11 protein-coding genes and 1 riboswitch are annotated in these 22,130 nt (G+C 46.5%); of the genes, 7 read left to right on the top strand and 4 right to left on the bottom strand.

Annotated elements, in window-relative coordinates:
• Window positions 1-281: 281 nt before the first annotated feature.
• Window positions 282-1,133, bottom strand: coding sequence for a flagellar motor protein MotB (gene motB / locus AAHF22_RS22820; RefSeq protein ID WP_347327296.1), 852 nt, complete (start codon window positions 1,131-1,133; stop codon window positions 282-284).
• Window positions 1,117-1,926 carry a flagellar motor stator protein MotA gene (motA, locus tag AAHF22_RS22815; protein WP_347327295.1) on the bottom strand — a complete coding sequence of 270 codons (810 nt, stop codon included), beginning with the start codon at window positions 1,924-1,926 and terminating at the stop codon, window positions 1,117-1,119. Before motA ends, motB begins: the two co-directional genes overlap by 17 nt.
• 201 nt (window positions 1,927-2,127) lie before the next feature.
• On the opposite strand from motA, the gene AAHF22_RS22810 reads away from it, so the two are divergent.
• Window positions 2,128-2,421 (top strand): hypothetical protein, encoded by a 294-nt coding sequence (locus AAHF22_RS22810; protein ID WP_347327294.1) that lies wholly within the window; start codon window positions 2,128-2,130, stop codon window positions 2,419-2,421.
• Window positions 2,422-2,562: 141 nt separating this feature from the next.
• Here the strand turns inward: AAHF22_RS22810 and AAHF22_RS22805 are convergent, their stop codons facing one another.
• Complete coding sequence (locus tag AAHF22_RS22805; protein WP_347327293.1) at window positions 2,563-3,069, bottom strand: GNAT family N-acetyltransferase; 507 nt, start codon at window positions 3,067-3,069, stop codon at window positions 2,563-2,565.
• Window positions 3,070-3,369: 300 nt separating this feature from the next.
• Window positions 3,370-3,843, bottom strand: coding sequence for a C40 family peptidase (locus AAHF22_RS22800; protein WP_347327292.1), 474 nt, complete (start codon window positions 3,841-3,843; stop codon window positions 3,370-3,372).
• Window positions 3,844-3,852: 9 nt separating this feature from the next.
• Window positions 3,853-3,991: riboswitch (cyclic di-AMP (ydaO/yuaA leader) on the bottom strand.
• Between the two features lie 761 nt (window positions 3,992-4,752).
• On the opposite strand from AAHF22_RS22800, the gene AAHF22_RS22795 reads away from it, so the two are divergent.
• The 6 genes from AAHF22_RS22795 (at window position 4,753) to AAHF22_RS22770 (ending at window position 22,094) form a co-directional block, all read left to right on the top strand.
• Window positions 4,753-5,274 (top strand): YwhD family protein, encoded by a 522-nt coding sequence (locus tag AAHF22_RS22795; protein WP_347327306.1) that lies wholly within the window; start codon window positions 4,753-4,755, stop codon window positions 5,272-5,274.
• A gap of 435 nt (window positions 5,275-5,709) precedes the next feature.
• Window positions 5,710-7,155, top strand: coding sequence for an ATPase domain-containing protein (locus AAHF22_RS22790; RefSeq protein WP_347327291.1), 1,446 nt, complete (start codon window positions 5,710-5,712; stop codon window positions 7,153-7,155).
• Window positions 7,156-7,172: 17 nt separating this feature from the next.
• Entirely contained in the window at window positions 7,173-7,424 is a 252-nt protein-coding gene (locus tag AAHF22_RS22785) for a hypothetical protein (protein ID WP_347327290.1), read from the top strand.
• On the top strand, window positions 7,411-9,636 hold the full coding sequence (locus AAHF22_RS22780; RefSeq protein WP_347327289.1) for a LuxR C-terminal-related transcriptional regulator: 2,226 nt from the start codon (window positions 7,411-7,413) through the stop codon (window positions 9,634-9,636). The genes AAHF22_RS22785 and AAHF22_RS22780 overlap by 14 nt, the downstream gene beginning before the upstream one ends.
• A gap of 356 nt (window positions 9,637-9,992) precedes the next feature.
• The gene (locus tag AAHF22_RS22775; protein WP_347327288.1) at window positions 9,993-19,721 is read left to right on the top strand and encodes an S-layer homology domain-containing protein; all 9,729 of its coding nucleotides are present in this window, start codon (window positions 9,993-9,995) and stop codon (window positions 19,719-19,721) included.
• 321 nt (window positions 19,722-20,042) lie between these two features.
• The gene (locus AAHF22_RS22770) at window positions 20,043-22,094 is read left to right on the top strand and encodes a bifunctional diguanylate cyclase/phosphodiesterase (protein ID WP_347327287.1); all 2,052 of its coding nucleotides are present in this window, start codon (window positions 20,043-20,045) and stop codon (window positions 22,092-22,094) included.
• The last annotated feature ends 36 nt before the right edge of the window (window positions 22,095-22,130 follow it).

The following is a 22,130-nucleotide window of genomic DNA, read 5'->3' as shown; positions in this document are numbered from 1 at the left end:
GACTACGTCTAAATTTTCATCTGCAAATCGAAAATAATTATCCACAGGTAAAGCATAATAGGTAGAGCATATCTGTATTTTATTGTAGGCAATCGCGATTATCATTTCAATCTATAATCACAAATCACAGTATAAGAGGTTTTGGATATTATAAAAATTTGTGCATTATAAAAAGTAAAATAAAGAAGCAAAATAAACACAAAAAACGGATACCGCCTGGTATCCGTTCTTGTTATGTCTGGCACAATAGCCAGCATCCTATGATAAGAGGATATGCAAAATCAATTATTTTTGTTATTCACGATCGATTGTAGTGAAGTATCGTTGTCGTTGTCCGCGTATTTACGTACGATAGCAACTTCGACACGACGGTTTTGAGCGCGACCTACATTATTGCTATTATCCGCGATAGGACGATATTCGCCATATCCAATCGCACTGAATTTGCGTGGGTCCAGGTTTTTGTTAAGCAGCATGATCTGCATAAAGTTAAGTGCGCGATCAGAGCTGAGGTTCCAGTTGGACGTATACCGCGAATTGGAGATCGGGATATTGTCCGTATGACCGGATACGATCACATCATAACCCGGAATTTCTTGCAAAATGGTAGAAAGTGACTTGGCGAGCTGGCGTGATTCCGGTTTAACGGTAGCCATACCGGAAGCAAACAGTGTGTTATCACTGATCGTTACTTTCAGTTCGGACTGATTCAGCTTTGTCGTCAATTGAGAACTTAGCCCGTTTTCTTTAATATATTGATCCAGCTTGCGTTTGAGACTTTCCAGATCTTGCTGTTCTTGTTTTTGCAATTGCTCGCGTAGCTTTTGCGCCGACGTTTTGGATTTGCTATCGGTCGGTGTAGCCGCTTCTGCTGTATTATCCGGTTCGCCTTTACCTGTCACTTTGCCCTGGGTCGGTGCTAGTGAAGTTTGATCCATTACGCCAGTACCGCCGGTAAAAGCAGCATTAAGCGCTTCAGCCATTCCTTTAAACTTGGAAGCGTCCAGTGAACTCATGGAAAATAGAGTAATAAACAGTGCCAGCAGTAGGGTCATCAGGTCAGAATAAGGAAGCAGCCAGCTTTCGTCCGCGTGCTCCTCATGAGGCTCGTGTCGTTTACCCTTCTTGCTCACCGGCGCCACCTCCTCCTTGATCAGCATCAAGTTCTGCGCTTTCGGCTGGCGTCAGGAATACAGCTAATTTCTGGCTAATCGCCATCGTAGATACGCCGGATTGAATAGATAGGAGACCTTCAACCATCATGAGCTTGATCTCTACCTCTGCTTTGGACATACGTTTCAGCTTGTTTGCCATCGGATGCCACAGTACATAACCGGTAAAGATACCGAGAACCGTCGCGATAAATGCACCTGCAATCGCGTGAGACAGCTTCTCCATATCACTAAGGTCAGCCAGCGCGGCGATCAGACCAACAACCGCCCCAAGTACGCCGAGCGTTGGCGCATACATACCTGCTTGAGAAAAGATAAGCGCGCCGGAACGGTGACGCTCTTCTGTAGCATTGATATCTTCCATCAGTACGTCCTGAACGAACTCCTGATCATTACCATCAATAATCATCCGCATCCCATTACGGAGAAAAGAATTGTCGATTTCTTCGACTTTGGACTCCAGCGCCAGCAAACCTTCGCGGCGTGTGATCGAAGCCCATTCCATAAACATCCGCACCAGTTCCTTTTTATCAAGCAAAGTCTGGTTTTTGAAAATGATACCGAACAACTTGGGAACACGTTTTACTTCGTTCATCGGAAATGCCATAAAGATTGTAGCTGCCGTACCGACCAAAATAATAACATAAGCCGCCGGGTTGTTAACCAGACTGACCAGTGGGGCTCCTTTGAGGATCATCCCGACTACCAGGGATAAGATCCCTCCAATTAAGCCAATAATTGTTGAAATTTGCATAATACACCTCGTCCGTGAGTATATATTGTAGTGCGTACACCACTCTCTTCCATGGAATGATGGAGTTGCATGATGGGATTGCTTAAATCGCTGATACTTTTTTATCGACAGAATATGATGCAATGTTAAGAGTTTTTTTGAGTTATAATGGAAAGAAGTTGGTAAATGTAACAATATCGACAGATTGAGGGGAGGCAGAGTATGGGTGTTAAGCATGGACGTGATTATGAAGGGATTCTAACCGATTTAACGACAGCACTAAATATGATACCGGATAGTTATCTGTTTTTTCAGATGTCATCGGAAGAATGGCAAGCGCTAAATCCAGACGAACAGCGCGAAGTACAGGAGGCGCTGGCAGAAGATTTGTTTTATGCACTTGGCTCCGAGCCGACGATTCAGGTGGGAAGCGGTATCGTGATCTATGCTGCGGATACGCATCGAATCGATATTTTGATCGGCGAGACTGAAATGACGTTTGTATCGTTAATTTAAAGCGAGCACCCGCGGTTGTTCGTATAGATAAGGCCTGCCAGAGCAAGAACGTATGAACATACGCTCACTCGGGTAGGCCTTTGTTGATTTCATATGATCTTTGTTCATTTCATATGATGATGTTGGATTGATGCAGTGATATTAGGATTGCTCGGTAAGGGTTGTATCGTACACCATACAGTAGAAAGGCTTCATTCCGTCGGGTGTACGGCGACTGTACGTATCGGTAATATGAAAGCCCGCTTTCTGATAGGTGCGAATCGCACGCTGATTCCAGGTGAGTACTTCCAGATCAATCTCTGCCGCCGGATTGCGAGCGATAGCGGCTTCAGTAATCGCACGCATAAACGATTCACCATAACCGTATCCGCATAAATCAGGTCGCATACCCACTCCAAGTCGGATCGTGCCGGTCAGCGGGAAAAATTGAGCAAAGCCGTATAGCTCACCTGTAGCATCGAGAATGGAAACATACTGTTGCTCACGAAGCTGCGGATCACCAAATTCGATTCCTAGCTGCTGCATCTGCTCCCACGGCAACCAGCCATAAATATTATAGGGCGGATCGTAATGCCAGTTACAAATAAGAGCAGCATGCTCGGTACTCATCGATACGACGGAAAAGGGCAGTACACATGCAGGCTGCATCATAAATCTCCTTTCGGCTTTATCCAATAGATACAATAAAATTACAAAATAAATATTGGAAAATGTGTTTACCATAATTTATACGCGGGTAATTATAAGTAGACATAATTATAGGGTTACCTTATTTTTATTTTAACTTTTTTTGCCTAACGTGTAACTTAACTCAAGTTCGTTTCGTTTATATAGTATACAGATACAAAGCGCCACGCAAAATAAAAAACCGCAAAAGATTCTGGCGGGAATCCTTCGCGGTCGATATAGTAGTCGATACGTTGTTGTCAAAGTTGCATAATAGTCAAATTAGTTATCTGTAGCGAAAGTGTCAAAAGCATAGTTGCTCATTACACGTTTAGCACCGACAAAACGGTCAGCGTAATAGTCCATGCTAAGATTATCAATTCGTACACCTTTCGATGTAGAAGCGTGTGCGAATTGAGTGCTGCTTACCATAACGCCTACATGTGAAACTCCTGCTCCAGTCGTGTTGAAGAATACGAGGTCACCAGCTTGCAGATCGTCTTTGCTTACCGCTTCGCCTACCTGATATTGCGACGTGGATTGACGCGGCAGATCAATGTTCATTTTACTGAATACATATTGAGTGAATCCGGAGCAATCGAAACCGTTGAACGTTGTTCCCCCGATGCGGTACGGTGTTCCCATTGCTGGTTCAATGATCTGGTCCATTCTGGAATCTGCATGTGCACTGCTGTTCCCCATAACAGTAAATGCAATTGCGAATCCCATGAGTGCGGCGGTTAGTTTCTTTTTCATGTTAAATCGTTTGTCCCCTTCCAATGCCTACGAGGTTAGCTTAAGGATTCGGTAGAAGGTCTCCCCTATGATCCCTCTCTTGCAAGATCAATTCACCCAAAACGGTTCCCCCGCTTTCCGGTGCCACGAAATTTGGCTTCACACTTTGATTAATGCACCGTAAGACGATATCCAACTTTTACGACAATTTTCGGCTTCTCTAACAATAGTTACAAGCTTACTTTTAAAGTTTACAAAGTTGTTACTAAAAACTTGCTGGGTTTATTCTAACAAAGGTTTTTTACTTTGGCAATGTCTGTTGTGCACTTTTTGCGTGAAAAATCTTGTCATCTTTGTGAGCAACATCGTGAAAACCGCGCCGTTAAAGGGATTATAATTATTAAAAAAATTAATCTTTAGTCGAAAAATCCCGTATATTGCGATTGGAGCATGCAATTAGACCTATAAAAGTTACTCGGCTATCCGTTTACTTTGTCATCTTTGATAGGGCTGTCAGCGATATCAAATCGTGACTACTATAGTATAACACTAGGACAGCCAGGAGTTTCATTGGTTTTTCACGCCTGATCCGCTACAATAATGTTACAATTAATATTGAAATTCATTGTTTATGGCATGGATGCTGCAAGGCATGACATCTGTCTTCATATCGCAGCTAAAAGCTACAGCTAGCTTACTATCGATGCTGCTTACCTCTATATAAGGAATGTTCTCTATATAGAAATCATTTATATAGCGTAGAGTGAGCATTTGAAGCTTGCCCATCCATCACGCTGGATAGAAGCCGTAGACAGACATGCAGCAGCTATCGGTACAAAGGGTTACAACTATGAAACGCTGCTTTTTTTATATCGGCAGCAAATATAAATTATGAACAGAAAAGGAGTATTTTTCAACATGGATCAAAATATGGATCAAAATCAATCGGCTCAACCGGCTAAAAAATCGATGTCCTTGAACATTATTAGCAGTAGCAAAAAGAGCAGTAAACATAAAGGTTTTGGTGCAGGTGCCATTAACTTGAATAACGTTTCTCCTATTATTATCGATCATGGCGAGGCTAAAATCGATATCGGGGCGATGCATGCCAAAAGTAAAGTCGAGCGTGGCATCAAGTTCCTCACAAATCGTGATGAGCTGGAGGGCGGACGTCAGGTATGGCTAGTCTGGGTTGCGGTAGACAAGCAGCCTGAAGGCGGAAGCTACGCTGGAGCGACGGCGTGCGAGATGATCATCGATGAGGAGAATAAACGAGGCTGGAAAATTCTCGCTGACCATGTGAATAAGCTGGATTATGCGATCAAGCGTCGCATTATGCTGAGTGAGCTTGGTCCAGACGAGAAGGCCGCCCTGAAAACATTGCTCGTTAGCCATAATGAAGAATGGTGGGATCGTTCTTCCGATGAGCTGAAGCAGGCTCTGGACAACTGAGCTGGCGTGTTACAATTATGAATTAGATCATAGGCCGACTATAGCTTTTGCCATTCATGCATGAAGCTAGCAGTCGGCTATTTTTATGGAGAAATACGAATGGATCGTTACGATTCAGTTTATCGAGTATGTAATCTATCCGAGAGAGACTTTTCCAGCGCAATTTCCAGTGCCGATGCATGATTATGCATGTTATATTCACGGGTTTGGGATATAATTTAGCAATTTCATTAAAATATTATGATAAACACCAGAAAATATTATCATCTTCTGGAAAAATAGGGTATAAATTATTAAACCTTTAGTCTCGTTTTTAAATTGGAAAATAGCTTTTGTTAATGTGCTATCCATTGTTATAATTGCTGTACAGTCGTCTTCGTAAGAAAGCTAACCCTTGCGTGACTAAAATTATTCTACAGATGGAGGGAGCAATATATGCCTAACACAAACGCTATTAAGACACGTGCTATTCGTACAGGTATCCCTGGACTCGACGAGATTTTGCATGGCGGTATCCCACCGGGAGCTGTAGTTATTCTCGAGGGCGAGCCTGGAACCGGTAAAACAACGATCGGGATGCAGTTCCTTGTAGAAGGTGCGATCAACTTCAACGAGCCAGGAATGTACATCACATTTGAAGAATTACCGGAGCAAATTTACGAAGATATGAGCGGATTTGGATGGGATTTGCGTCAGCTAGAACGGGAAAATAAGCTGCGCGTTATTTGCATGGAGCCAGATATTTTACTGGATCAGATGCTACAGCCTAACGGTATATTTGAAGCGGTAGTGAACGAGATTGGCTGTAAGCGTGTAGTGATCGATAGTATCAGCTTATTCCGTATGGTGAGCGCGAGTGAACACGTTCGCAATAATGTATATACGATTCGCAATATTATGCGTAAGCACAATCTAACGTCTTTCTTTATCCGCGAATATGCGGAGCTTAGCGAAATGAATATCCCTTTTGAAAATTATATATGCGATGGGATTGTCAGGCTCTCCCTCAAGCCGCTGATGGAAAAATACCGTAAGCGTACCATTGAGGTGCTGAAAATGCGTGGCACGCGCATTATGGAAGGCGAGCACACCTACAAGTTTATGAATGAAGGTGTCTACATCGTTCCATCTCTGTCGATGGCTGAGGATAAAACGTTAACGCGAGAAAAGGAAGTATTTTCTACAGGTATCGACACACTGGATGAATTGCTTGGCGGCGGTATTCCTCGCGGTAGCGTATTCATGATCGATACGAATAGTAAAGCGAACTATCGCTATCTGATGTCTTCGATCTATGCCCAGCGCCTACGAGATGATGATTGCACGGTGGCGTTAATGTCGGGTAATACTCCACTGGATACATTTGCCGATACGATTGAGCTGTTTGGTGTATCGTTGCGGGAATCGGCACGTCAAGGAAAAGCATTTTTTATTGAGCACTATCGCAGAGCCGTCGATTCCGATCTTGAAAAAGCGATGATTCGCGTAGATAAGGTGGCGAATGAAGATTACGCACAGGTATTAAATGATAAGCTGGGACCCATTTTTGAATGCGAGGATACGTGTGATCGACGCTGGTTTATCTATTACGACCTGAACACCATCATTTCCGAGCGTGGCCGCGACTTCCTGTTGCGTTATTTTGCCGAAGAAATGTCTACCTGGCGTTCGCTTGGTATTACGATTGTTGTGCATTGCAACTTTGCGGAGATTGGAACAGAGACAGCTTCATTCCTGGAGCGTACATGTAATGGGGTTATTCGTACGTGGGTAGATGGCAATTACCAGTATCTTCAGGTTACCAAATCCCCTAGCGGTCGTGTGTCTACGCCGCACATTATTGCGAACGCACCCAATGAACCATTTGTGCAACTGATCTAAGGAGGGATGGGGACCTTATGGTAGCAGAAAGCGATGTAATTACGTTACAAATGGAATGCACTTTATTTTTTGAAAATAATCCGTATGCGATCGAAACATGTAGTGGCCTATCGAAGAGGCTGGGCCGCAGTCAAGAGATCACCGAGCGCGCCCTAAATCGTCTGGCAGATATGTCGATCCTTGAAAAGAATGGTGATGGTGTTCGCGCTATTTACCGCTACAGGGCGCCATATGTGCAGACAGAAGTGGATCTGAATGCCTATGATTGATACAACAGGGATCGTTAGTGATATAAGAGACGTTTGTCAGGAGTTGCAGGATACGTATGCTCAGTTAACCGATCTATTCATTATAGTGACCGATCATGAAGGACGTTTGATGACCGCACCTTCACATTTGAGCCATGCTGCTATATTTGAACAGCATGCCGATGAAATGCAGCGCTTGATGCAGCAGGAGATTGGCAAGTTACAGGGGATCAAGCAAACGTTACTATCGGATCAATGGGTGCCGGGTATTCGCTGGCTGATTGCACCGGTGAATCTGGAACCGCTCTCGCCCAGCTTTTATATTTGGGCAGGAATTTTGATTCAGACCGGTACGCGCGAATCGGTATTGTCTCATCCGAATTTTGTACAGCAAGATGCGGATGTGTCGACTGGCTTTTTTGAGGCGATGCAGCGCTGGGTGCATGAGACCCGAGAGATAACGCCTGAGCAAGAACTGTTTAAACGTGAGAAAATTACGCGACTGGCACGAGCGATGTCGTTAATTTTGAAATCGAGTTATAAGGAGAAGCGCTTAACAGATCGACTGGTCGCTCTGAGTGATACACTCGTTACGGAGCAGTCGGCTGTAAACCCGATTGAAGAAATTACGCGAATTGTGCTGTCATCCAGTGATCTGGCGGATATTTTCGGCTTTGCGCTACGCACCGGAACTGGCAAGTATACGGTCATTAATAGCATGGGTACAGCTGCACCAGAGCTGAACGGTGCGGTGTTCCATGACGGAGAAGGCTTTCTTGGACAGGCCGTGCTGAGCGCGCAGCCATCGCGCTGGACGAATGTAGAACGCGATCCACGCAGCAATTTCTTTTTGCAAAAAGGGGTGCCTCAAGTTCATGAAGTGCAGTGCTTCCCGATTCGTTACGATGATGAAGTGTACGGATTGCTGTTTGGCGTGAGCTATAAGGAGCGTTCGATTCCAGGGCTACATTTCCAATTTGAAGAGACGATGATCTCGCTCATGGGCTGGTATATCGCTAACCACCTCACGTATGAGAAGATGGAAAAACAACTGCAACGATTTAAGCCGCTGATTGAGCTGTCACGGATGATCGTGTCGGTACAGGATGCACAGCGCGTGATGTTTATGCTGGTCGATATGAGTCTTAATCTGGTGTGGAATCCGTCTGCATCGATCGTCGTCCACCGTACATCCGAAGATGGCAAAATTCAGATGGTTGCACGCGGCATGCAAAGTCCAAATGGCGAGACGTATGCGAAAGATATTGCGCGTCGCTATCTGGAAAATAGTGAGCAGCCAGCAGCCAATTACTATATTAACCACAGTACACCATTTGCGATTATGCTGGAGTATCCAATCGTGTATGCAAATCGTACACGTGCGGTGCTGGCAGTGGCAGTGAGCAGTGAGCAGGAAGGCGAAGAATGTCGCGAGATTTTGTCGGCACTGGCTATGATGGGCAGTGTGGTGATGAAATCGGTATATGATCGCCAGCAGTACATGTCCAATAGCAATCGCTTTGCGCAGATTTTGCACGAATCGATCCGCGAGTGGAATGTAGCGCTGTATCAATTGACTGCCGATGCACAGCGAATTGTGCAGGAGTTTGCGACATGGGGCGGTATTACGAAGGATGAGGCTGATATGATCGGTCGCGCCTGTCTGATGTCTTATTCCGATCCGAATATGCTGCGTAGCTTCCCACATCTGTTCCAGCAGGAAGCCGAGATGATTGAGGATTATAGGCTTATACAGGATAATCAGTCAGTGCCGGCAGGCAAGTCGTATTGCCGTGGAGGTCAGATTATGGCGCTTGCTTTCGCCATCGCGGCATCTGCTGATGATGATATGCGTGTCGTTAATGATCTGCCGATTGGCGGTATTGATCAAGGATTGATTAGCCAGTTCCGTTTGTTTGTACTGAGCCGTCATACACTGGAAACGGAAATCAGTCTGGTTGAAGAAAAGCCTGCCGTGGCTACTCGCCCTGTCTCGTCGGAAGGTGCAGAGGGTCGCGGCCTGGAAGCGATCGTAAAGCAGTTTGGCCTATCGCCTCGTGAAAAAGAAGTGCTGGAGCTAGTAGTGAAGGCATCCAGCAATAAAGAAATTGCCGCTACGCTCTTTATTAGTGAGCATACGGTGAAAAATCACTTAACTAATATTTTTAACAAAATGGGAGTCAGTGATCGTGCGCAAGCGATTGCGGCTGTATTCAATAAAAGTATTGGCTAATGATGATGACATAAAAGCAAATCGTAACCGAATCGTATTCGGTCAAGCCAGCGTACCATACGCTGGCTTTTTTGTTTATCGTAGATTCGTAATCATCGGCAAGAAAGTGATGTTTTTACGTTTTTATATTATAAACATTTAAGGGAAAAATAAGAAAATATACTTATTTTTTAAAAAATAGTGATCTTTTTTTAATTAATAGTCGAAATTAGAGGAAAAGGAGGGTATATTTGTATATATTCCTAAATTAGGAATATAAGACTGCTAATTGCTTTGTTTACAGCACAATAGTCTTACCAGCTTCATTTGCTAGCCTAGTCGACATCTACTACAAACTTTCAAAAGGGGCGAAAGAGATGAGGAAAAAGGGGTATTCGTTTTTGATTCTGCTGCTGGTTATTAGCCTAATTTGGCCTAGTATACCTAAGCAGGCGAATGCCGCAGGCGGATTAGGTATTTCGTCTGCTAATGGTCAAAATGTCGCAGGGCAAACAGCCACAGTCACTCTTACTTACGAGCCGGGAATCGCGATTAATCTGATTGGTAGTGTGATCATTTCACTGCCAGCAGGATTCACGGCAACGACAGCGGATCAGTTTAATGGAGTGAATATTCCCTCCAACAGTATCAGCTCCGACGGAAGAACCGTTACGCTCAGCAGTTTATTAACGCTGAATCTAGGTGCTTCCAATACATTCACACTCAACAATAAAGTGCTTCCTGCTGTAGGGAGTTATACGTTTACCGCTTATACGCGTAGTGTGTTAAACGTTACGATTGGTGAGTCCACGCAGCAAAATAATTTCACGATTCTGGCATCAACTCCAGCGCCTACAACAGGTCAGGTGAGTGTATCCAACCAAATCTCAGGTTCCTCTACTGTCACAGTGACCGGGCAAAATCCGGGTGATATTATCACTGTGTACAACTCCAGCAATCAGGTGCTTGGTACAGGTACAGTGAATGCCTCTGGCACAGCCACTGTAACGGCCACGCTGGTTCCGGCAGGGGGCACAATTAGCGTCAGTGCCAAACGCGGCACTGCTGAAAGCTCCCGGACAAATGTCACTTATGGTGCTGCTGTATTAAGCGCCATCCCTTCCTCCAGTATTACCGTCGCCAATAACTATGGTTCACAGGATACTGTAACCGTGAACAATATTAGTGCGGGCGATCTGGTCACTGTATATTCTGGCAGTAGCTCGATTGGTACAGCTACAGCGAATGCGAGTGGCACAGCCGTTGTCTCCACTACACTGAATGCCGAAGGCGGTACGATCAATGTGAGCCGTACACGCAGCGGAGTGGAAAGTGCATTTAATGCAGTGACGTATAGTGCAGAAGTTGTACCTCCTATCGCTGCTGCTAACGTTTCCATCAACAATGCGTATGGCGGATCGTCTACCGTCACTGTTAATAATTTGAAAGTTGGTTCGATCGTAACGATATCTTCGGGTAGCACTATTCTGGCTACAGGCCCAGCGCTTACGACTTCGTTAACACTGCCGGTTGTCTTAACTCCGACAGGCGGAAGCTTGAGCGTGAGTGTAAAAGAAGGATTGTTACAGAGTGCAACAACGACAGTAAACTATCCTTCTATTACTGTTCCTGCTATTCTGGCAACGAATATTACCGCTACGAATAATGCAGGTGACTCGGATAGCGTAACGGTTAGCGGCCAAGTGCAAGGCGATACGGTCACTGTATACGATAGTACAGGTGTACTGGGTACAGGTACCGTAAGTGCTCAGGGCAATGTAACCGTTCCGGTAACGTTAACACCTCTAGGCGGTTCAGTTAATGTGAGTGTAACGCATCAAGGTGTGGTCAGCCCGGCAACAGCCGTTGCTTATGTGGCTGAGATTATTCCACCACTGAATCTATCTCAGGTGTCATTATCCAGTATCGTAAACGGTTCGTTGAATGTAACCGTCAACGGACTGACCTCTGGCAATATTGTAAAAGTATATGGGAATGGAACGGTACTCGGTACAGCTACGGCAACGGCTACCGGGATTGTGACCATACCCGTCGCTGCGAATGCACAGGGCGGAAGTCTGAGCCTGAGTGTTACGCAAAACGGTATTGAAAGTGCTACCGTGTCTGCAAATTATGGGGCGATTACCGTTCCTGCTGTCAATGCAGCGAATGTCACGATTACGAACAATTCGGGTAATAACGATATCGTTCGCGTCACCGGACAGACTGCCGGTAATACGATCATGGTGTATGGCAATGGTAGTTTGCTGGGCAGCGGTACCGTAAATAGTAGTGGAGAAGCGACAATTAATGTAACGCTCAATCCACTTGGCGGTACGGCTGGCATCAGTGTAACGAATCAAGGCGTGGAAAGCGTTGTTCTTCCTGTTGCCTATGTTGCCGAAGTTGTTCCACCCGTCGCTGCGGCAAGCGTGAATGTCGGCAATAATTCAGGTAATGCAGACACAGTCATCGTGAGTGGTCTACAGGTTGGCGACATCATTAAAGTGTATGGAAATGTTAGTTTGCTTGGCACAGGCACTGTCGCTACAGGCAATACGAGCGTGAATATTCCGGTTACGCTCACTCCGCTTGGTGGCAATGTCAATGTGACACTGACACGCAACGGTGTAGAGAGCGTGCCAACGGTCGTAACTTATGTGGCAGAGGTTGTTCAGGCAATTAACCCAGCCAATGTGACGATTACAAACGAAATTAACGTTTCCTCGCTAATTAACGTAACTTCACTTCAGCCAAATGATATAGTGAATGTTTATGCGGACGGCACCCTTTTAGGTACAGAAACAGCGAACGGACAGGGCGTTGTGCAGCTCAACGCTACATTATCTCCGACAGGTGGCGCAGTTAGCCTTGTGGTCGAGCGTAATGGGGTATTAAGTTTACCGGTTCTGGTGAATTATGGAGCCGTTCTGATTCCGAATATTACAGCTGCCAATGTCACTCCACAAAACAATTACGGTGATAGCGATACCGTAACCGTTACCGGAGTGAACGAAGGACTGACGGTAACGATTTATGAAGATAATCAGGTGCTTGGCAGTGCAACCGCTCCTGCTTCAGGTACAGTTACGATTGACGTGACTCTGACGCCAACAGGCGGAACCATTTATGCTACAGCCAAATATCTCGGTATTGAAAGCGATCCGGTTGCTGTAAATTATGGACCGGAAGTTGTACCGCCGATTGATGCAGCACTAGTAACGGTAGCTAACAATGCGGGTGGCTCGGATACAGTAAGCTTTGTATCGCTGGTTGCCGGTGATCTAATTACCGTTTACAAAGATGGTAGTGTGCTAGGAACAGGTACCGTCTCTGCTGCGGGCGCAGTCGTTATTAATGCGACACTGTCGCCGCAAGGTGGCACGATTTCTGTAACGAGACAGCATAATGGTATCGAAAGTGCGGCAATCTCGATTCCGTACAACTCGGAACCAGGTCCTGTACTTGATCCAGGCAGCATTGCCATAACGAATGCGACCGGTAGTAATGATATGATTCAGGTAACCGGTCTTGAGCTTGGTGATACGATCCGTGTACTGGATGCGAATGATAACGTCATTGGTACAGGTATCGCGAATGCCAGCGGTACAGTGATGTTCCAGGTTACGTTGTTGCCTGAAGGTGGAAATTTAACTTTTGTGCTGACACGTGCTCAACTGGAAAGTGATCCAGTTCAGGTTAACTACACCGCCGAGCCTGCTGCACCGGTAAATCCACCAGTGGCGGTTGTTGATTCCATTAATGCGGATATCGGAACGGTAACGGTGACGAATCTACAGCCAGGTACAGTTGCCAATGTATACGATGATGACACTACACTGCTCGGTACCGCACCTGCCGATGGCGCAGGCAAAGCAACGATTAGCTTCAAATTCCTGAAAGCACAGGGCAAGTTGTTTGTGCGTACACTGGCGAATGGGGTAGAGACTACCGTATTGTCATTTGATTATCAGGATATTGAAGTGGATGCAACTCCAGGTATAGTAACTGCTGCACTGACTAGCATTAGTGGTAGTCAGGGTACAGTGACGGTTACTGGAGCACAAGCTGGCGATATTTTAAAAGTATACGGTCCTAACAATGTAGTATTGGGCACAGGAACAGCAGATACGAACGGACAAGCTCTGATCGTATTCACTTTCCCGAACAGCGATGGTGATCTGAGAGTCACTACCACGACCAATGGTACAGAAACCGATTTGATTAACTTGCCATACAGCGGTATAGATATTCCAGCTACCCCTGTACCAGGTGCTGCTTTGAGCAATATTAACAATGATCAAGGTACAGTGACGGCAACAGGTTTGCAGCAAGGTGATCTGGTGACCGTTTATGGTCCGAACAATGTTGTTCTGGGAACATCGACTGTAGGAAGTAATGGACAGGCGGTTATTACGTTCTCATTCCCTACAGAAGATGGAGTGTTGACGGTTACTTCTACTCGTAATGGAACAGAGAGTAGCATTGTTGTTCTTCCATATTCGGGCGTTACCCTTCCAACGACACCGACTCCAGTTGCCGCTTTGAGTGGTATTAATGGCGCTCAAGGGGTAGTGACTGTGACAGGTGTAGCTGTAGGTCAAACGGTGCGCGTCTATAGTGATGCGAATGTACAATTGGCTGAAATTACAGCGGATGGTAATGGTGCAGCAGTGTTGCCATTTACATTCCCAACGACAGATGGTGAATTGTCTGTCAGAACGGTAAGTAATGGAACAGAAACTGAAATTGCAGTTCTGCCATACAGCAATATTACGCTTCCAGTTGCTACTCCAACTGCGGCATTGACAGACATTACCGGGGCACAGGGAACGGTAGAAGTGAATGATGCGCAGCAAGGAGATGTGATCAAAGTCTACGGTCCGAACAATACGGTACTGGGTACTGCGGTAGCAAATAGCAGTGGACAGGCAACGGTCGTGTTTACGTTTACGACAGCAGCTGGTGATCTGAACGTAACGTATACTCGTAACGGAACCGAGACAGCGGTTGTGACACTACCCTATAGCGGTGTAGATATTCCTGCTACACCACAGCCAGTAGCTGTCATTACGAACATTAATAGCAATCAGGGTACGATCACAGCTACAGGCATTGATCCGGGTGAGACGGTGACGGTCTATGACGACAATAACGCCGTATTAGGTACAGGAGTAGCTGGAGCGAATGGAGAAGCGGTTATTACGTTTACCTTCCCGACTGCTGACGGTACGCTCACAGTTGTAGCCAATGTAAATGGTGTGGAAACCGAAGTTGCTGCGCTTCCTTATAGCGGCATCGTTATTCCGACGACCCCTACACCGGTAGCTTCTATTAGTAGTGTAAATGGAGATGAAGGTGTAGTAACGGTAACGGGTGTAACACCAGGACAAACGGTACGTGTATATAGTGATGCGAATGCACAGCTTGCTGAAGTTACAGCAAACGGTAGCGGAGCAGCTATACTGAATATCACGTTCCCGAATACAACAGGTGAACTGTCCGTCAGAACAGTAGCGAATGGAACAGAGACGGAGATCGGTACATTGCCATATAGCGGTATCGTGATTCCAAGTCCAACACCAACCGCTGATCTAACTGATATTAATGGAGCACAAGGAACCGTGACAGTGAGCAACGCGCAATCTGGCGATGTGATCAAAGTCTATGGACCAAACAATGAACTGCTGGGTACGCAGTCTGTAGGTGCGAACGGTGAAGCAACGGTCGTGTTTACCTTTACGACTGCCGATGGCGATTTAACCGTAACGTACACTCGTGGAGGAACGGAGACCAATATCGTAACGCTGCCGTATAGCGGTGTAGATATACCAACGACGCCACAACCAGCAGCAATCATTAGCGATATCGATGGCGCAGACGGAACCGTGACGGTGACGAATGTAGCCGCAGGACAAACGGTACGTGTGTACAGCGATGCGAACGTACAGCTTGCAGAAGAGGTAGCGAATGCAAGTGGAACAGCAGTGCTGAGCTTTACGTTCCCAACTGCCAATGGCGAGTTGTCGGTTAGAACGGTAGCGAATGGAACAGAGACGGAGATCGGTACACTGCCATATAGCGGTATCGTGATTCCAAGTCCAACGCCAACCGCTGATCTGACGGATATCAACGGAGCACAAGGAACCGTAACAGTAAGCAATGCACAATCCGGTGATTTGATTAAAGTCTATGGACCAAACAATGAACTGCTTGGAACACAATCGGTAGGTAGTAGCGGTGAAGCCACAGTCGTCTTTACGTTTACAACTGCCGATGGCGATCTGACCGTAACGTACACTCGTGGAGGAACGGAAACGAATATCGTCACACTGCCGTACAGCGGTGTAGATATTCCGACGACTCCACAACCGACAGCCATTATTAGTGATATCAATGGAGCACAAGGTACAGTGACCGTGAGCAATGTAATTGTAGGTCAAACGGTACGTGTGTACAGTGATACAAATGTACAACTTGCAGAACAAACAGCGAATGGAAGTGGAGTCGCACTTCTGAGCTTTACGTTCCCGAATGCAAACGGTGAACTGTCTGTCAGAACGGTAGCCAATGGAGTTGAAACGGAAATTGGCACACTGCCATATAGCGGCATTGTGATTCCAAGTCCGACACCAACTGCTGATCTGACTGACATTAACGGAGCGCAAGGAACCGTGACAGTGAGCAACGCGCAATCTGGCGATGTGATCAAAGTCTATGGACCAAACAATGAACTGCTGGGTACGCAGTCTGTAGGTGCGAACGGTGAAGCAACGGTCGTGTTTACCTTTACGACTGCCGATGGCGATTTAACCGTAACGTACACTCGTGGAGGAACGGAGACCAATATCGTAACGCTGCCGTATAGCGGTGTAGATATACCAACGACGCCACAACCAGCAGCAATCATTAGCGATATCGATGGCGCAGACGGAACCGTGACGGTGACGAATGTAGCCGCAGGACAAACGGTACGTGTGTACAGCGATGCGAACGTACAGCTTGCAGAAGAGGTAGCGAATGCAAGTGGAACAGCAGTGCTGAGCTTTACGTTCCCAACTGCCAATGGTGAGTTGTCGGTTAGAACGGTAGCGAATGGAACCGAGACGGAGATCGGTACATTGCCATATAGCGGCATTGTGATCCCAACACCGACGCCAACCGCTGACCTGACAGATATTAATGGAGCACAGGGTACGGTGACAGTGAGCAACGCGCAATCTGGCGATGTGATCAAAGTCTACGGGCCAAACAATGAATTGCTGGGTACGCAGTCTGTAGGTGCGAACGGTGAAGCCACAGTCGTCTTTACCTTTACGACCGCCGATGGCGATCTAACGGTAACGTACACTCGTGGAGGAACCGAGACGAATATTGTCACGCTGCCATACAGCGGTGTGGATATTCCGACAACTCCACAACCAACAGCGATCATTAGCGATATCGATGGCGCAGACGGAACCGTAACGGTGACGAATGTAGCCGCAGGACAAACAGTACGTGTGTACAGCGATGCAAATGTACAGCTTGCAGAAGAGGTAGCGAATGCAAGTGGAACAGCAGTGCTGAGCTTTACGTTCCCAACTGCCAATGGTGAGTTGTCGGTTAGAACGGTAGCGAATGGAACCGAGACGGAGATCGGTACATTGCCATATAGCGGCATTGTGATCCCAAGTCCAACACCAACCGCTGATCTGACTGATATCAATGGAGCACAGGGAACCGTGACAGTGAGCAATGCGCAATCTGGCGATGTGATCAAAGTCTACGGCCCTAATAACGAATTGCTGGGCACGCAGTCCGTAGGTACGAACGGTGAAGCCACAGTTGTGTTTACATTTACAACGGCCGATGGCGATTTGACCGTAACGTACACTCGTGGAGGAACCGAAACGAATATCGTAACCCTGCCGTATAGCGGTGTAGATATTCCAACGACTCCACAACCAACAGCAACGATTAGTAATATTGATGGCGCAGACGGAACAGTAACCGTTACGAACGTAGCCGCAGGACAAACGGTACGTGTGTACAGCGATGCGAACGTACAGCTTGCGGAAGAAACAGCGGGCGCAAACGGAACTGCGGTCTTGAACTTCACCTTCCCGAATGCGAATGGTGAACTGTCGGTTAGAACCGTAGCGAATGGAACAGAGACAGAAATTGCGACTCTGCCGTATAGTGGCATCGTGATCCCAACACCAACGCCAGCCGCAGAAGTGACCGATGTTAATGGTGATGAAGGAACGGTGACGGTGACGAATGTAGCCGCAGGACAAATCGTACGTGTGTACAGTGATACAAATGTACAGCTTGCAGAAGAAACAGCGGGTGCAAACGGAACGGCGGTCTTGAGCTTTACCTTCCCGAACGCGAATGGTCAACTGTCGGTTAGAACGGTAGCGAATGGAACGGAAACGGAAATTGCGACTCTGCCGTATAGTGGCATCGTGATTCCAACACCAACGCCAGCCGCTGATCTGACAGACATTAATGGAGCACAAGGTACAGTAACAGTAAGCGATGCACAGCCAGGTGATGTAATTAATGTATACGGACCAAACAATGAGTTACTGGGCACTCAAAACGCTAACGCAAATGGTGAAGCAACCGTAACATTTACCTTCACTACAGCTGATGGCGACTTGACTGTAACGTATACACGTGGAGGAACGGAAACAACGATCACTACGCTGCCCTATAGTGGTGTAGATATTCCAACGACTCCAGAACCAACACCAACAGCTCAATTGGGCACGATCAATGGTGCGCAAGGCAGTGTAGCCGTTAGCAATGTTGCTGCCAATGAGATTGTACGTGTATATGATGCGAACAATACACTTTTACAAGAAGGCACAGCAGATGCGAATGGTACGCTGCAATTAACGTTTACGTTCCAAACCGCAAGTGGAACACTTTCAGTGCGCACAGTAAGCAATGGAACCGAGACAGAAATTGCCACCTTGCCATATAGTGGCGCTGACGCTCCAACGACTCCGGGCAACCCGGATAGCCCTGAAGCCGCTCTGGTGAACACGCAAGGAAATCAGGGAACCGTTCGAGTGAATGGCGTACTGACAGGTGATACGGTAACGGTACAAAGTGATGTTTACAATCAAGGCACCGTTCAATTAGGTAATGTAACCGTAACTGCGGATGGTTTTGTGGATGTACCTGTACAATTCCCAGAAACGTCAGGACAGATTGTCGTTATCCTGAACCGTAACGGTGAATCGAGTACAGTTGCAACCCTTAATTACAGTACGCAAGATAACGGTGGAACTGGCAATGATGATGACAATGTACCAGCCGGACGTGTCCCAGGTCAGCTTGGTCTTGGTCCAGAATTTACAAACGGTGGAGCAGCAGGAACCGGCACACCTGAGCCTGCTGGAGAGACCGACACACCAGGCCCAACCACACCAGCTGAGCCAACCGATAATAATGTTGGCGCCGCTGCGGGCGAAGGTACCGCAGCCGGAGAAACTGGAAATACCGATCGACTGATTACGTTGAAATCGACAAATGTTGCTGACTTTGACGATACGGTTGGTCACTGGGCACAAGCGGATATTGCTCGTTTGCATCGTTTAGGTATTCTGAATGGTGTGGGCGGCAACAAATATGATCCGAATGCAACGCTGACCAGAGCACAGTTCGCCCAGATGATTAACAATCTGTTGCAGCTTAGCTCGGATGGAAGCAAAGCAGGGTACTCGGATATTCGTAGCTCTGCATGGTATAACAATTCGATTCAAGCGGTAACGGCTGCCGGTGTAAGCAATGGTTATACTGACGGTACGTATAAGCCGAATCGTAAAATCAGCCGTGAAGAGATGACGCATATTTTGTTGAATACGATGCGCTATGTAGACTCAGACGGTTCGTTTGGTACCGATACGAATCAAGTGCTGAGCACATTTACAGATCGGTCTCAAGTCGGCAACTGGGCACGCGATGATCTGGCGTCGGCTATTGCAGAACAACTGATCAAAGGTAGAGCAACTGGCCAACTTGCTCCAAAAGCAAACACAACTCGCGCGGAAGCAGCGGTAACGCTCTCCCGTCTGATCGATCAACTAAGTGAAAACTTTAAAATCGATTAATACAGAAAAAAATGTAGATTAAATGATATGTAGTAACATTGCTGACCGGATGCTTATGATTCGGTCAGCTTTTTCTTTCTAATCCCTGTTCATCTATTATGAAATGCCCACCATTAACCGTTGTAATATAAGAGATGATTTAGTGGCTTAGCAGACAAAAATGCCTGGTAAGATAAACTTTCCATCTATTCCATCCATCGGAATGCCCGATATTGCTGAAAAGTAGCGCGAAGTGACAGGACGCTGCATACGAATAGTATGGCTCTTTTATAGTCCAAGTGATGAAGGAGCAATGATCAAAGCTGGTTCAAGGAGGATGCTATGGAGCAATTAACTTTATATTATAACGGATGGATTATTGGCTTATCCGTTATCATTGCAATCGTTGCTGCCTATATTGCCCTGAATCTGGCGAGTAAAGTATCGCATAGCCGGGGCAAAAGTAAGATTATTTGGTTGTGTCTGAGTTCGTTTGTGATGGGTAGTGGCGTATGGTCGATGCATTTTGTAGGTATGCTTGCCTTCCATCTGCAAATGGATGTTCATTATGATATTGTGCTGACTTTATTGTCTGCGGTAGCAGCCATTGTCGCTTCTTTTATTGCTTTTGCGTTTGTCGTTAAACCGAAGCCGAAGCTATGGGAAAATGTCATTGCCGGTTTGATGATGGGCTTAGGCATTTCGGTCATGCACTATACCGGTATGCAGGCGATGCGTATGGATGCGATGATTGTGTATAGCATGCAGTATGTATGGCTATCGATTGTAATTGCGCTGGTTGCTTCGTATGGCGCTTTATTTCTGTTCTACCGTTTCCGCAATCAGCCGGATTTTAGCCTGTGGAAGCTGAGTAGTGCAATCATTATGGGCTTTGCCATTTCGGGGATGCATTATACCGGTATGGCAGCAACTCATTTTCATCATATGCCCGGCTCAATGGAAACAACTACATTTTCCTTTTCCGCTAGTCAGGTGCTGCTCATTACAGCGGTATCGCTTGTCAGCTTGAGCATTTTGGCGATATCGTGGGCAGCGGTATTTATGGAGCGGCATTTATTGGAACGTATGGCGTATAGCGATCCGTTGACCGCATTACCGAATCGCTATGGCTTGCAGCGTTATTTTGAGAAGGCGTTTTATGAGAAGATGCAGGGTGCGGTGCTATTCCTTGATCTGGATCGTTTCAAGTCGATTAATGATACGTTAGGGCATGATATGGGAGATGAGCTGCTAATTGAAGTGGCGCGTCGACTGCGTGAATGTATGCAGGCAGAGCAGCTACCTGGCGACAATCAGGTGTTTCGTCTGGGCGGTGATGAATTTCTGATCGCGGCGAGTGATATTCAGCCGAATCATGCGATTTCGCTCGCTGAGCGCATTTTGCAATCGATCAAGCAGCCGTATCACTTATCCGGCAATCAGGTATTTGTGACAGGTGGCAGTATCGGGATTGCATTAGCACCACAGCATGGCTATGATCGAATGTCGCTGATGCGAGCCGCAGATACGGCGATGTATGTATCGAAAAATGCTGGCAAAAATCGCTATAGCATTTTTAATGAAGAAATGAACATTCGTCAATTGAGACGTATGAGCTTGGAAAATGATTTGCGGCAAGCGATGGATGCGAATCAACTATTTATCGTCTATCAGCCTAAATGGGACTCACAGCATGATCGTCTGGTCGGGATGGAAGCACTGCTACGCTGGCGGCATCCAGAGCTTGGTCTAGTATCACCAGGGGAGTTCATTCCAATCGCCGAAGAAACCGGGCTAATCATACCGATCACCTACTGGATGATCGGTGAAGTATGCCAGCAAAATTTAAACTGGCAGCAAGAATTACATGTTTCCGTGCCCGTATCTGTTAATATGTCAGCACGTATGTTTGAAAATCCGCTATTTGCCGGACGTGTAGAGCATATTGTACGGCAGAGCGGCTTGGCAGCAAAATATTTGGAACTGGAAATTACCGAATCGATCGCTATGAACAGCATGGAAGGCACGGTAGAGCAACTCAAGCATATTCAATCGCTGGGTATGCGCGTTTCACTGGACGATTTTGGGACAGGCTACTCCTCACTCGGCCAACTTGATGAAATGCCTGTTGATATTATTAAAATGGATCAGATTTTCGTCCGTAAAAGCGATCAACCATCCAAGCAAGCGATCGTCAGTACGATCATTGCGATTGCCCGTAACCTGGAGCTGGAGCTTGTAGCAGAAGGTGTAGAGACGGCAGAGCAAGAAACATTTTTACAGTCGAGAGGCTGTTATCTTATGCAGGGCTACTATTACGGTAAGCCGATGACCGTCGAGCAAATGAATGAATGGCTAAAAGAAAAAGTGCTCCACATGCCGCTGGCAAAGTAACCTTACTTTGTCTGCGGCTTTTGGCTTTTGCTCTAT

This window comes from Paenibacillus wenxiniae (assembly GCF_039822605.1).
GTDB classification, from domain to species: domain Bacteria; phylum Bacillota; class Bacilli; order Paenibacillales; family Paenibacillaceae; genus Saccharibacillus; species Saccharibacillus wenxiniae.
Note: the sequence above shows the minus strand (reverse complement) of the source record. Positions and strands in the feature narration are given on the sequence as shown.

Excerpts from the sequence above, each read along its gene's own strand:
- motA (WP_347327295.1), bottom strand. The coding sequence starts at position 1,926 with ATGCAAATTTCAACAATTATTGGCTTAATTGGAGGGATCTTATCCCTG.
- AAHF22_RS22795 (WP_347327306.1), top strand. The coding sequence starts at position 4,753 with ATGGATCAAAATCAATCGGCTCAACCGGCTAAAAAATCGATGTCCTTG.
- AAHF22_RS22775 (WP_347327288.1), top strand. The coding sequence starts at position 9,993 with ATGAGGAAAAAGGGGTATTCGTTTTTGATTCTGCTGCTGGTTATTAGC.
- AAHF22_RS22800 (WP_347327292.1), bottom strand. The coding sequence starts at position 3,843 with ATGAAAAAGAAACTAACCGCCGCACTCATGGGATTCGCAATTGCATTT.
- AAHF22_RS22785 (WP_347327290.1), top strand. The coding sequence starts at position 7,173 with ATGGTAGCAGAAAGCGATGTAATTACGTTACAAATGGAATGCACTTTA.
- AAHF22_RS22780 (WP_347327289.1), top strand. The coding sequence starts at position 7,411 with ATGCCTATGATTGATACAACAGGGATCGTTAGTGATATAAGAGACGTT.
- AAHF22_RS22805 (WP_347327293.1), bottom strand. The coding sequence starts at position 3,069 with ATGCAGCCTGCATGTGTACTGCCCTTTTCCGTCGTATCGATGAGTACC.
- AAHF22_RS22810 (WP_347327294.1), top strand. The coding sequence starts at position 2,128 with ATGGGTGTTAAGCATGGACGTGATTATGAAGGGATTCTAACCGATTTA.
- AAHF22_RS22790 (WP_347327291.1), top strand. The coding sequence starts at position 5,710 with ATGCCTAACACAAACGCTATTAAGACACGTGCTATTCGTACAGGTATC.
- AAHF22_RS22770 (WP_347327287.1), top strand. The coding sequence starts at position 20,043 with ATGGAGCAATTAACTTTATATTATAACGGATGGATTATTGGCTTATCC.